The organism is Natronosalvus amylolyticus, from assembly GCF_024298845.1.
In the GTDB taxonomy this organism is placed as follows: domain Archaea; phylum Halobacteriota; class Halobacteria; order Halobacteriales; family Natrialbaceae; genus Natronosalvus; species Natronosalvus amylolyticus.
In genome coordinates, this window is sequence record NZ_CP101160.1 from 317,762 (window position 1) to 330,985 (window position 13,224).

The 13,224-nt window shown below is 58.3% G+C and carries 11 protein-coding genes; 5 read left to right on the plus strand and 6 right to left on the minus strand.

The genetic code is table 11. From position 1 onward, the window contains the following. Window positions 1-185: 185 nt before the first annotated feature. Window positions 186-1,310: a dipeptidase gene (locus tag NLK60_RS19075; RefSeq protein WP_254810868.1), complete on the minus strand. Its 1,125-nt coding sequence runs from the start codon at window positions 1,308-1,310 to the stop codon at window positions 186-188. Between the two features lie 188 nt (window positions 1,311-1,498). On the opposite strand from NLK60_RS19075, the gene NLK60_RS19080 reads away from it, so the two are divergent. After that, window positions 1,499-2,194, plus strand: a complete 696-nt coding sequence (locus tag NLK60_RS19080; protein ID WP_254810869.1) for an HpcH/HpaI aldolase family protein — start codon at window positions 1,499-1,501, stop codon at window positions 2,192-2,194. A gap of 117 nt (window positions 2,195-2,311) precedes the next feature. Further along, a complete protein-coding gene (locus NLK60_RS19085) occupies window positions 2,312-2,530 on the plus strand; it encodes a DUF8074 family membrane protein (protein ID WP_254810870.1) in 219 nt (72 codons plus the stop codon). A gap of 9 nt (window positions 2,531-2,539) precedes the next feature. On the opposite strand, the gene NLK60_RS19090 is transcribed toward NLK60_RS19085, so the two are convergent. After that, window positions 2,540-3,958: an amidohydrolase gene (locus tag NLK60_RS19090; RefSeq protein ID WP_254810871.1), complete on the minus strand. Its 1,419-nt coding sequence runs from the start codon at window positions 3,956-3,958 to the stop codon at window positions 2,540-2,542. 643 nt (window positions 3,959-4,601) lie between these two features. Here NLK60_RS19090 and NLK60_RS19095 point away from each other — a divergent pair. Then, entirely contained in the window at window positions 4,602-5,948 is a 1,347-nt protein-coding gene (locus tag NLK60_RS19095; protein WP_254810872.1) for a neutral/alkaline non-lysosomal ceramidase N-terminal domain-containing protein, read from the plus strand. A gap of 65 nt (window positions 5,949-6,013) precedes the next feature. Here the strand turns inward: NLK60_RS19095 and NLK60_RS19100 are convergent, their stop codons facing one another. Next, on the minus strand, window positions 6,014-6,802 hold the full coding sequence (locus NLK60_RS19100) for a sugar phosphate isomerase/epimerase family protein (RefSeq protein ID WP_254810873.1): 789 nt from the start codon (window positions 6,800-6,802) through the stop codon (window positions 6,014-6,016). Window positions 6,803-7,008: 206 nt separating this feature from the next. Between NLK60_RS19100 and ilvA the strand changes: the two genes are divergently transcribed. Both ilvA and NLK60_RS19110 read left to right on the plus strand, forming a co-directional pair. Continuing rightward, window positions 7,009-8,262 (plus strand): threonine ammonia-lyase, encoded by a 1,254-nt coding sequence (gene ilvA / locus NLK60_RS19105; RefSeq protein ID WP_254810874.1) that lies wholly within the window; start codon window positions 7,009-7,011, stop codon window positions 8,260-8,262. A gap of 84 nt (window positions 8,263-8,346) precedes the next feature. Continuing rightward, on the plus strand, window positions 8,347-9,351 hold the full coding sequence (locus tag NLK60_RS19110; protein WP_254810875.1) for a zinc-binding dehydrogenase: 1,005 nt from the start codon (window positions 8,347-8,349) through the stop codon (window positions 9,349-9,351). A gap of 156 nt (window positions 9,352-9,507) precedes the next feature. Here NLK60_RS19110 and NLK60_RS19115 read toward each other — a convergent pair whose 3' ends face one another. The 3 genes from NLK60_RS19115 to NLK60_RS19125 all read right to left on the minus strand — a co-directional run bounded on the left by NLK60_RS19115 (window position 9,508) and on the right by NLK60_RS19125 (window position 13,201). Beyond that, on the minus strand, window positions 9,508-10,536 hold the full coding sequence (locus NLK60_RS19115; RefSeq protein ID WP_254810876.1) for a Gfo/Idh/MocA family protein: 1,029 nt from the start codon (window positions 10,534-10,536) through the stop codon (window positions 9,508-9,510). Next, the gene (locus NLK60_RS19120) at window positions 10,533-11,510 is read right to left on the minus strand and encodes a Gfo/Idh/MocA family protein (protein ID WP_254810877.1); all 978 of its coding nucleotides are present in this window, start codon (window positions 11,508-11,510) and stop codon (window positions 10,533-10,535) included. The genes NLK60_RS19115 and NLK60_RS19120 overlap by 4 nt, the downstream gene beginning before the upstream one ends. Before the next feature lie 167 nt (window positions 11,511-11,677). Further along, a complete protein-coding gene (locus NLK60_RS19125; RefSeq protein ID WP_254810878.1) occupies window positions 11,678-13,201 on the minus strand; it encodes a flippase in 1,524 nt (507 codons plus the stop codon). Window positions 13,202-13,224 lie beyond the last annotated feature (23 nt).

Consider the following 13,224-nt stretch of genomic DNA (forward strand, 5'->3'; position numbering starts at 1 on the left):
CAATCGTAAAACGTGCTGGCCTGTTCGTCCGAACCGGTTTACCGGCTGTTGGGAAGGGTGAATACGAACTCTCGTTTCGAGTACCCACTCACTCGGTACTCAGTGGCTTCCCAAACCTGAACGAATGAGTGAAACTGATTGCTGTTGTTCGGTTTTCACGCATCAGTCGACCTTTGGGAAGGTACTCAGCGAACGGTTTCGAAGACGCGGAGTAGGTTTCCGCCGAGTATCTTCCTGATTTCGTCGTCGGAGTATCCCCGGGTAACCAGTCCACGGGTGAGATTGGGGAGTTTCGTGTGACGGTGGAGGCCGCGTGGAAACGGTTCGTAGTGGTCGATCGGGCCGCGACCGTACACGGCCGGGAAGTCGGGCCTGAAGTTGCGATACGCAGCGTACGGAGGCGTCGTTCCGCGGTCGAGTGATTGGTCACTCATATCACTCCCGAACGCAACGTGATCAACCCCAGCGACGTCGACGACGTGGTCGACGTGATCGAGAACGTCGTGAATCGTCGACTCCTGGACCTCGTGGGTGTCCGGGTGTGACTTCACGGTCGGCGGGAAGACACTAACGCCGACAACGCCGCCCCCTGCCCCGATGGCTTCGATCTGCTCATCAGTTTTGTTTCGCTCGAGGTTACTCAACGCTCGAGCGCCGGCGTGGGTACAGACGACAGGTTCAGCCGAGTGTTCGATTGCCTCCATCGTCGTTCGATCCCCACAGTGTGAGAGGTCGATCACGATTCCAAGCCGGTTGAGTTCCTCCACGAGATTTTGCCCAAAGTTAGAAAGTCCGGGGTCGACGCGCTCACAGCAGCCAGCACCGACGTAATTGAGCGAATTATACGTGAGTTGTATCACTCGAACGCCCAGTCGGTCGAACGCCTGGAGGAACTCCAGTCCACCCTCGAGAATCATTCGATCCATCGGAATTATCGGCATCGTATCCTGTAACGCAAGCAAGATGGCCGTTTTGTCGGCACGTTTTGCGGCACGGATATCGGCAGCAGATTCCGCCATCGTGAACGCATCGTCGTGTTCGGCGACCAGGCCTCGGATTCGTTCTACCTTGCGTGTTGCTTCCGGGTAGGCGACTCTGCTCGCCGCGGTGATGGCTGCTGCGGTCACACCACCGCGCTGCAGGTGATCTCGATAGGTCGGATCATCGAGGTACGCAGTCGTTGGAACACAGCCGTCGATTACAATGGCTTCCTCGTGTAGTGTTTTGGCGCGACGTTCCTCGGCCGTGGACAGGTCGAAAAGCCCCTCGTCCATCGAGTCAGCGTACTGCTCGTATACAGAATCGTCCATATACGGTGCGCTCGCTCGAGTTACCTATACGTTTCTCTCTACCCGAGCTGTTGCAGGTTTCTCGCTGATCGGGTCTGGTTCGCGGCTGGCCTCGAGTCGACCGGATACTATTTGTACCGGGTGATACATTCCCTGGCATGGAACCGAGACAGTCATTCGCCGAACTAGTGAACAGTGATAAGACGGCCATGGGAACCAATCTGAAAAGCGGGTCGCCGGTGCTTGCCGAAGCACTCGGGTACAGCGATCTCGATTTCTTGCTGGTGGACCGCCAACACGGCTCGCCGTTGATGGAAGGGCTCGAGGAAATCGTCCGTGCGGCAGACCTGCAAGACGTCCCTGTAGTGGTTCGAACACCAGTAGACGACACGAGCATGATCACGTACCTTCTCGATAATGGCGTACGTGGAATCATGCTTCCGATGGTCGAAGACGTCGAAACCGTACGCGAAGCGAGTTCTCACATGCGGTACAAAGACGGGAGAAGCCTCGGCTCGTACTCTCGCGCCGCCCGATTCGGTGCCGTTCCCAAGCCCCGTTACGCCGACTACGTCAACGAGGAACTCGCCTTGCTCCCGATGATCGAAACCACTGCTGGGCTGGATCTCGTGGACGAACTCTCGAGTATGCCAGAAGTCACGGCGCTCGCAATCGGGCCTGGCGACCTTGCGTGGTCACTCGGTGTCCCCTACGACAGTGAGGCACACCACGAAGCGCTCGACGAGATCTTCGAGGTGGCTGCCTCGAACGACTGCCCAGTCGGAACGTTCGCCCCTGCAGTAGCCCACGTCGAGCAGTTCATCGATCGAGCAGCGTATCTGATCCACAGCTCAGATGCATCCATCACGATGAACTACTTCGACGAATTGCTCGACGACGTATAATCTGTCGGTTGGGCTGATGCCCCAGGCTTCGGTGGACTGACGGGCACTGGAACCTGAATCTGTACACGCGTCTTCCAAACCAGCGAAGTTTTACCGTCTCCGTGAGAAGGCGTACCCATGCAACTCACGCTAACCGACTGGACAATATTCGTTTACAATATCGGCGTCGTGCTGAGTGGGGGATACGTGGTCTTCGCCTTCGATATTCAGGACCGAACGCTATTGTTTGTGACGATGCTTATCTTCGCCCTGTTCTGGACCCTGTATTTCAAGTTCTATATGGTCTCAAGACTGTCCAGTCAGTTGGATTCGGAGACGGAAGGGGTAGAAACGTGAGAGGTGTACTCACCCCGCAGTGATGTCGAACGGTGGCTCTGTACCCTCATCCACCGGTGACTCGTAAGAGCGGTCTCCAGTCGAATCCCGAAAGGCCGACTGGGCGAGCTCGAGTCTCGAGGGAGTGTCGAGCAACAAAATAGCGGTCCCGGCGAGGACTTTTGCTGCGTAAATACCCCCTTCGATACCGAAATCTCCGTTGGCAGCAACCGCCTGCCAGCTATGAGCGGGGGTACCGACTGGCCAGGTCGCCGCTCGGAACTGTCCGGTCGGGACGATCCAGCTAACGTCGCCTACGTCGGTCGAGCCGCCGGAAATCGAGTTATCGTCATGCGCTGGAACTGGGACGCCATACAGTGGGTCCTGGCTCATCGCACGGACGTGTTCGTCGGGGACATCTTCGAGGGTCGTCTCGAGTTGGGTTTCAGCGAGCGTCCCCTGTAGCTCCTCGGCGAACGCCAGGTCCTCGTCTGCGAATTCGATCGAACCGAGTTCGGTCATCGTCTCCCAGATGGCATCGGTGATGACCCGATTTGGGAGGTAATCCCAGCACCCGGTCACATCTCGTCGAGTGAGATCGGTGCGCGTCATGCGCGCTGCGCCGGCAGCGATATCGCCAAGCCAGTCGCTGGCAAATTCGACCTCACCCCTGGTCGGGGCCCGAACGTAGTACCAGACGGTCGCCGACGAAGGGACCACGTTCGGCGCTTCACCGCCATCGGTGATCACGTAGTGGATGCGCGTCGAGTCGGGGAGGTGCTCCCGGGCGTACTCGACGCCGGTGTTGAGCAGCGAAACGGCATCAAGCGCGCTTCGACCCGATTCCGGGCTGACGCTGGCGTGTGCTGCAATTCCATCGTAGCAAAACTGTATAGAGTCCATCGCGAGCGTTCGACCGAACCGTGGTGTACTCACGTCTCCGGGATGCCAGGTGAGCGCCGCATCGAGGTCGTCGAAGGCACCCGCTCGAGCCATAAACACCTTGCCGACGAGTGTTTCTTCGGCCGGACAGCCGAAGAATTTGATCGTCCCTTCCAGATCTCCATCCTCGATTTTCCGTTTTACACCGAGGGCTGCGCCAACACCGGCCACACCGAAGAGATTGTGACCACAGCCATGTCCCGGTTCGCCTTCCTCGACCGGGTCGCGCTCCGCACAGACGCGTTGTGAAAGGCCGGGGAGTGCATCGTACTCCCCCAGGATACCGACGGTCGCGTCGCCCTCACCGTACGTCGCGATAAACGCCGTCGGCATACCGCCGATGCCGACCTCGAGGTCGAATCCTTCGTCGGCTAACGCTTCTCGTAATAGTGCGGCAGAGCGTTCTTCGTGCAGCCCCAGTTCCGGTGATTCCCATATCTCTCGAGCCATTCGCTCGAGTATCGGTCGGTCTCGTTCTATCGCATCGAAAACCTCGTGAAACGTCACGACCGGGTGTTTAGCGGCGAGATGTATAAACGTTTGAGACGGATTACCATCGGTTTCGAACGGATTTCTGGTAGACTACCACTGACTAACTCTCACTGGACGATACGGTTCACTAAGAGAAAACGGATATAGTGTCATGATAGCATGTAACAAATTGCTGTTTAGCTGGGGAAAACACATACCGTACTGCTTTTTTCCGTTCCGCTCCCCGAGGACTCTGTTACAAATATAGGTTTGTAATGGTAAGTAGAATCATCTGCAACACAGTCTCACTCATGGGTTTCTCGCCGAGTATCCTACACCATCTTTTACCGTACTTATCCACCAATTTAGTTTACTATGGGAAAACAGCCGACTTGCAGTAATCGTTCGGCTTCCCCAGGGACACCGACCGGTTGGTGAGACACTCGGCACAAACAGTTATGCCAATTACAGTCCAGGTACGACTATGATCGTGTTTCGAAACTGGGCTTTCGAAGTTTCGTCGGCAGTTTGCCCCGAGCAATGTAATTCTCTGTACCAATCCCATCCAAAAACCGTCCCCAACCGTCAATTTTGCGAGCGATCACGTTCGAGCCTCGTCCAATGCCACACTGGCACGGGCGAACCGGTGGAAGCCACTTCCACCGAGGTGACCCTGTAAATGCCTCCACACGAAGCGCGTATCTCGGCTTGCAGTGTCACAACGGATATCACGCCGTCGAGCCCAGTCCCCATGAGCGGCTACGGCGCACGAAGCGGGCTTTCAACGGGTGTAAATGATCCCCTCTCGGCCACCGCGCTCGTGCTGGACGATGGAGCGAGTACTATCGCAATCGTTTCTATCGACGTCCTCAACGTCTCGAGAGAACTGACTCGAGCCGTACGGCGGTCGCTCGAAGGAAACGGTCTCCATCTCGACGAACTGCTCCTCGCGGCAACACACACTCACGCGGGACCGTACGTCCCGTCGCGGGCGCTCGATGCATCACCAGTGTTACGTACTGAAATCGACGTTTCTGCGTATCTCACGGAGCTACAGGCGTCGCTCGTCGACGCCATCACCGAGGCCTACGAGGAGCTCGAAACGGCGAGCGTGCGGATCGGTCACGCACACGAAGAGAACGTCCAGGTGAACAGGCGTGCGGAGGGCGGCGTCGGTGGAAACGTCCGTGTGCCGGATGGACCAATCGATCCCGATGTGACAGCACTGCTCGTCGAAACCGGACCCGGAGATCGAACCCTCGTCTACTCATTTGCGTGTCACCCGGTCTGTACAACCGGGGAAGAAACACTGCTATCAGCAGACTGGCCCGGGTACGCACGGAAGCGAATCGAAGACGAGCATCCCGATCTCGAGGTACTCTACCTCAACGGTGCAGCGGGCGATATCAATCCTCGAGACGCGGGCACATCTCGGTCTGGTGCTGAAGTATACGAGTACATGGAGCACGTTGGGTCACAGGTTGGTGACGCTGCGCTTCGCGCACTTGCGGATGCCGAATCAGGACCCACTCAGCAGATAGAGCGGTCACCGATTCGAATCGATTCGGCAACCGTTACGTTCCCGGTCAAAGCAACACCTCCTGTCGATGTGCTCCAGAAGCGAATCGAATCCCTCGAATCAACCCTCCAGCGTCTCGAAGCCGACGGTGATGAAACAGGCTACGCGAAGGTCAACTGGGACAAACGCTACGCCGAGGAGTTGCTGGCTATCGCAGAATGGGACGCCACCTGTCTCCCGAATCGGCTTCCCTACGTCACGATCGGTGACCTCGGAATCCTTGGAATGCCTGGGGAGGTGCTCGTCCGCCACGGCCTCGAGTTACAAGATCGTGCTGACGTAACGACGTTGATACCGGCCGGATACGTCAACGATTACGTCGGCTACCTGCCGACGCTCGCCGATCTCGAAAATATCGGCTACGAGGTTCGAACGATGAAACTCGCACCGGAAGCGATCGTCGAGTTCCGGGAGAAAGCACTGGGTCTCGTTGCACCGGAGCGATAGCAGTTCCGGGTCGGTTTACCCTGGAGCTGTGGGAGCCACATATCCTCCTAGACAACCGTTCACAGCTAATCTGTGGTCGACACCGACTGCGCCAGCCCAGTTCCATCGGCACCGTGACAGAGGTACGACAGCCTCGTTTCAGCGTGAGTGAGCGAGTCAATCGGGTCACTCGTCATGCTGTGTTCGTACACGATCCATTCGACGTCCGAGTTTCTGGCCGTTTCTACACATCCGTTCACGTCGAGCTCACCAGCTCCAAGTTCGACGTTGAGCGTCGCGGCACCACCGGGAACCGAATCGGTGAGGTGGACGAGCGGTACTCGACCAGCGTGCTGTGAGAGGAGTGAAAGCGGATCGACGCCAGCATACTGCGCGAGGCCGGTATCGATTTCGAGCGAAATCGACTGATCCAGCGAGGCAGTGAACACGTTGAATGCGACCTCGTTTTCGAGCGTATCGAATTCGATCATATCGTTGTGATACAGGAGTTCGAACCCGTCCGATTGCAACCGATTGGCAACTGTTTCGAGCCGATCGACAAACGCTTCGACCGCTTCGACCGATGTAAACGACTCGACGTGCCGCCCAGATTCGATCAGACGTCGACAACCGATGGTCTCGTAGGCCGCAATGATATCGTCGTACTTCTGCTCGAGGGCGTCGAGTTGGACGTGCGCGCCGATCGGCTCGAGGTCGGCGTCATCGAGCGCGTCGGCGATTTCGACCGGTGTGGCGCCTTCTATTCCGGCAAATTCGACACCGTCGAGTGCAGTCTCGCCGACTCGAGCGATCGTGTCCTGGAGACCCTCCGGGAGAGATTCCAGCGTCTGTAACTGAATTGCGGTTCGTACCATACTCTTGCTCGGTGACCAAACGGTCACATAGCATATAGTCATTACGCCCGAACGTCAATGAACTTCCATCTGCGTTGTTCGGGCAGGGGTATTTGGAGTTTTACATCGGTGGGAACAAAACAGTTTTACCATGTGCATGTGGAGAACAAACATGCGCGTCGCATCAACCGAACCACCCGAAACCAACCTCACGCATCGGTGATTACATGACGGAGTCACCATCATCCGGACGGGACGATGAGGGTCCACTGGTGACCGCAACGGACGTTCGGAAGGCCAGAAAACGGCTCGACGACAGGTCTATCGTGCAGCGGACGCCGATCGATAACAGTCGGTCGATAAGCCGTCTCGTTGGCGGCGATGTCCGACTCAAGATGGAGCATTTACAGCGGACCGGTTCGTTCAAAACCCGCGGCGCGTACAACAAGCTACAGCGACTGCGTGATCGTGACGAGGTCGAACGCGTCGTGGCTGCAAGTGCGGGCAATCACGCCCAGGGCGTCGCACTGGCCGCCCAGAAGACCGGGCTGCCGGCAACTATCGTGATGCCAAAGAACGCACCACAGGCGAAAGTCGATGCTACTCGAGGGTACGGGGCGGAAGTAGTCCTCGAAGGTATCGACTTTCCAGCAGCAGTGGCTCACGCACGCGAGCTTTCGGAACGAGCGGGGTCTGAGTTCGTACACGCCTTCGACGACCCCGACATCGTCGCTGGGCAGGGAACCCTCGGGTTCGAAATCCTCGAGGACGTTCCCGACGTTGATACCATCATCGCCCCGATTGGCGGTGGCGGATTGATCGGTGGCATCGGGGCCGCAGTCGCCGAATCTAACCCCGACGTTCGGCTGGTTGGCGTGCAAGCCGAATCCATGGCAACCGTCCCTGATAGTCTCCAGAAGGGGCGTCCACAGTCGACCGACGGGTCGACCATCGCCGATGGAATTGCTACGGGCGGTATCTCGAATCTTACATTCGACCTGATCGAGGCGCACGTCGACGAGGTCGTCACTGTTACCGACGAAGAACTGGCACACGGCATCCTCGTCTTACTCGAGCGAGCGAAACAACTCGTTGAGGGAGCAGGTGCTGCCCCGGTCGCAGCGATTCTGGGTGGCCACGTCGACGTCGACGATGAAACCGTCGTGGCCCTCCTCTCAGGTGGGAACCTCGACATGACGATGCTCGACACCCTGATGACGTACGAACTCACGTCTCGCAGCCAACACATCCGTCTCGAGGTCCGTATCCAGGACGAACCCGGCGTCATGGGAGAACTGGCAAACGTCATCGCCGCCCAAAGTGCCAACATTCGAACCGTCGATCACGTTCGGTCCGACGACCGACTCGACGTTGGCGAAGCGTTTCTCGAGTTTCTCGTCGAGACGAGTGGCCGCGGCCACGAGATGCATATCCGCGACGCTATCGCCGAAACCGGCTACGAAGTACAGCGCGTGAACTAATCCGACTCGAGTAGTTCCAGGCCCATGTGGATCTGGAACAACGAAACCATCCAACCAATCCCCCACAAACCACTATCAGACATCATGACAAGCAATCCAACTGCCGTATTCACCGACGTCGAGACGTCAACGATCGAAGACCGACCCGTTCCCGACCCGGGTCCCGAACAGGTACTCATCCGTTCGGACCGGACGCTCGTGAGTACCGGAACCGAACTGACGATTCTCTCTGGAGACGTGCCGCCTGGATCGGACTGGGATCAGCACATCGAGTATCCGTTCACACCCGGATACAACAATATCGGAACCGTCGTCGAAGTCGGCGATGACGTCGAAACCGTCACGGAAGGACAACGCGTTGCGACGTATGGTTCCCACGCACGCTACGTCTGTACCGGCGCGAGTGCCTGCCGACCGATTCCCGATGGCGTAACCGACGACGAGGCAGTCTTCTTTACGATCGCCGAAATCGTGAGCAACGGTATCCGTCGAAGTGAGCTCACGTGGGGCGAGTCGGCCGTCGTGTACGGACTCGGGTTGCTCGGCCAGCTAGCCGTGCGACTCTGTCATGCAGCCGGTGCGCGCCCCGTTATCGGCGTCGACGTCGCCGATTCGAGACTCGAGTACCTGCCCGATGAACCCGGTATCGTCGGCGTCAACCCGCTCGAGGAGGACGCCGAAGAAATCGTTCGAAACGCAAACGGCGGCAGCCTGGCAGACGTCGTTTTCGAACTCACGGGCAATCCGGACGTCATCATCAATGAGTTCGACGTGCTGCGGGATCAGGGGCGTTTCGTCGTCCTGAGCAGCCCACGCGGCGAAACGCCGATGGACTTCCACGATTACTGTAACCTGCCGAGTTACACCATCATCGGCGCACACAACTCTTCACACCCGTCCGTCGCAACGCCAGATACTCCCTGGACCCAGCACCGACACGCGGAGATTTACTTCGACCTCGTGAACGACGGCACGCTCGAGGTCGAATCGCTCGTCAGTCACACCGAACCCTACGAGGAAGCACCACGGCTGTACGACGAACTGCTCGAGGACCGTTCGAAAGCGATGGGCGTCGTCCTCGAGTGGTAGACACCCTATTCTAGACAGTGAAACGGTTTACACACCGACCGCGACGCCCGCTTGCGAGAGGGTGTGCAATGACGTACACTGGCTACTATACCACTCTGTTGAAGGAATCGGACGCAGACCGTGATACCGACGAAAACCGCACCGAGTGGTTCGAATTCAGTACGAGACTGTAACGGGTTCTCCGCGTTCGGCTGACTCGTAGGCAGCCTCGACGACGGCGACCGCATCCACTCCCTCTGAGCCGGTGATTTTCGGCTGTCGGTCGTTCCGAACGGCCTCGACGAAATCCGCGACAAGTCCACCGTTGGGGTCGTCCCCCCAGTACAGTGACTGAACGCCGGAACCGTCTTCACCGCCCTCGGTGAATTTGGTCTTTTGAGCGAAGCAGTCGACGTCGATGGTTGCATCCGTGCCAACGAGGCTGACGGTCGCATCGCCCCAGAAGTCCCAACTGTCCGGACGGCTCCAGGAGCCATCCAGCGAAAACTGGGTGCCATCGGTAAGCGTCATCGAGAGGAGATTGACGTCGTCAACTGGAATGTCGTGAAAACGCGTCCCGACTTCGGCGTAGACTTCGGAGACGCGCTCGCCCGTGAGCCAGTGGACCAGGTCGACGATATGAACCGTGTGGTCCATCACTGCACCGCCGCCGGAAGCATCGGGGTCGACGAACCAGCTACCCGGCATCTTCCCACGGTTCGTCCCACTGATCATCTGCAAGTTACCGACGGTTCCGTTCTCGAGGGCGTCTTTCGCTTCGAGTACCGGAAGGCTGAATCGCAGTGGCATGGCGACGCCAAGGTGTATCCCGGCTTCCGTACAGGTATCGACGATCTCTCGAGCCACATCCGGGTCGGAAGCGAGTGGTTTCTCCGAGAGGACGTGCACGCCGGCTTCGGCGGCTCGTGTTGCCCACCCGTGGTGGTCGACGTTCGTCGAGCAGATGATGACGCCGTCGGCCCGCTCGAGCAACGAATCGGCGTCGAGGAAGTCAACGTCGTGGTTCGCAGCGAACTCGCGGCCACGTGTGTCGTCCTCGTCTGTGACGCCAACCAGCGTGGCACCCTCGAGAGCAGCTAACTGACCAGCATACGCACCGGCGTGGAGGTGGGCGGTGGACAGCAGACCGATTCGTACGGTATCTGATCCTGCGTTCGCTACGTTCCCACTCTCTTTTGCGGTCATGCTTTCACCTCCTCGAGCGCGACTGGACGTCCCTCTTCAGCCGAGCGGTTTGCCGCCACCGAGAGTCGAAGCGTCTCGATTCCGTCTTCGACGGTGACTGGTGGTTCCGTTCCTGCCTCGATGCTTTCGACGAAGGCCTCGAGTTCACGCTGATATCCGCCGGCCGAGAGTGGGCTTGAACTGGTCGTTTCCTGCTCTGTCAACGTCATCGTTGTCGGTTGCTCACCGTCGAACTCCAGCAAGCCGTCGTCGCCGGCGAGTTCGAACGAGTGGGTGAGTTCCTGTCCTGCTGGCAGTCCCCAGGAGGCCTCGACGTATCCGACACCTCCGTCGGCGAATCGAAGGGTGACGTGCCCGTGCTCGCCCTCGTCCCAGCGCGTACGGCGGGCGAACACGTGTTCAACCTCGCCACCGACCCAGCGGAGAAAATCGAGGTCGTGAATCGCGAGGTCGAGCAAGACCCCACCGCTGCGGTCCCGGTCGGCGTACCAGTTACCATGGCCCCAATCGGGGAACGCCGAGAGTCGACGGGCTCGTGCGACGCCAAGGTCCCCGATACCGCCGTCTTCGACGACGCCGCGGGCCTGTGCGTACTGCGGGAAGAATCGAAGCACGTGTCCCACCATCACTGCTATGTCCGCATCCGAAGCCGCGTCGGCGATAGCCCGTGCGTCCTCGAGCGTCCCAGCGACCGGCTTTTCACAAAACACGTCAATACCAGCCCCAGCAGCCGTTTCTACCACGGGTCGATGGGTGGGTGTTGGTGAACAGACGTCGATCACGTCGACCGTGACCTCTTCGATCAGATCGTCGACCGTCGAAAAGGAGTCGGCCTCGAGTTGGTGTTGCTCGATAAACTCGTCTGCGGTGCTCGGAGAGGCAACCGCGACGATGTTCGCCCCGTCGATGCTGTGGTACGCGTTGGCGTGGGTCTCGGCCATGAAACCACTACCCACGATGCCAATGTTGACCATACGTCACACATCGACCGACGGGGTAAAAACTGTGCCGACCGCGCGGTTCGTCCGGTGGCCCACGTTCAACGCCCAGCGTTGAGAGATTGCGCTGGCAACGGCAAGCCACGAGTCGAACGTGTCGGCCACCGCGTCGCCGAAATTGGTAGTATAGTAATAGTTAATTACTATTTAGCCGATACTAATGGTGTCGAAGCCGCCAAAAACGCCCGGTCTTCCTGCTCCACACCGAGGACGTAGAGCAACGCGACGTAGGTTGCCAAGCCGATCACGCCGCCCAGGAGAACGACCGCGGTCCCGGAGAGATAGAAGCCAACCCCGTACATCGCCGCGGCCGTTCCAATGCCGGCAAAGATTGGTTTGAGATACGCTCGAGTGTACGGGAACAACCCCTCGAGGTACCAGATTTCCACCAGACGGGCGATGTTATTGAGTGCACTAACTGTCGCTGTGGCAAACGCGGCACCAACCAGGCCGAACTCGAGGATAAAGTAGTAGTTGAGCGCGACGTTCAACACGCCGAATACCCACTGGTTCACCAGCAGAACGTACTGGTGGTCTGAGATCATCAACAGGTAGCCACTGGGACCAACTGCATTGTTGAGTATCTGGCTGACGACGAAGAAGGCCAACACCGCCGCCCCTGCAGTGAACTCTTCACCGAAAAGACCCAACATCTCCCTGCTGTAGAGGACCGCGACCAGCGCGAGATACAGCGATACGGTAAACGCCCAGCGGGTGACCACGCTAAAGATGGTGTTCAGATTCTCGCGGTCACCCTTCGAGTAAAGACGCGAGGCAACGGGCGGAAATAACTGATTCACGCCGGCGAGTGGGAGGGCCAACAGCGCTGCAAGCAAGAGCGTCACGTTGTAGATGCCCACGGCCGTCGAAGAGAGGAAAAAACCGACCATCAACACGTCTACACGACTTCGAAGGATGCCACCGGCGTCTTTCAAAACGAGCGGCACCGAGAGATTGTAATACTCGAAGACGTCACCCGTGTCGGTTTTCGAACGGCGCACCGACGGTGTGAGAGCGAATCGAGTGAGAAAAAAGTAGACGGCGACGGCAACCACGATGACGCTCGCAAATACGAGCGATGCCATCAGGCCGTAAAACGAAAGTCCGAGCGCCAGCGCGAACCCCACGGCGAGAAGCCGTACCACTGGTTTCACGAACTGGTTGACGAAGACCGAGTACTCCAGACGCTCGAGGCTGCGAAACGTCCCGGTGACGACGGCCGCCATCGTGTCGAACACGAGCAAAATGGCGAACAGTCTGAGTACATCAGTAAGCAACGGATCGCCCAGTGTATATCGGGTGACGACCGGGGCAAAGAGAAACAACAGCGCTGCAATCGTGACGCTCGCGACGAACGAGGTCAGGTACGCCAGCCCAACCATGAACCGCTGTTTCGGCTTGTCGTTTTCGTACTGCGGGACGAACTTGAGCAACGCCGCCGTCGAACCCAGGTTCGTAAAGACGAGCGCGATGACGACGAGCGTCTGTGCGTAGGCATACACACCGTACAGACTCGTCCCGAGCGCTCGAGTCAGAATAAAATTGAGCAGTAATTCGAGCATGTCGAGGACGATTTTCCCGATAATAAAGAGCGAGGCACCTCTCGAGATCGACTGTAGCGAACCGACTGTCACGTCGGTTGTACTATCCGCTTTTTCCGTTTCCATCGAAGTATGTTCCCGATTCCGTG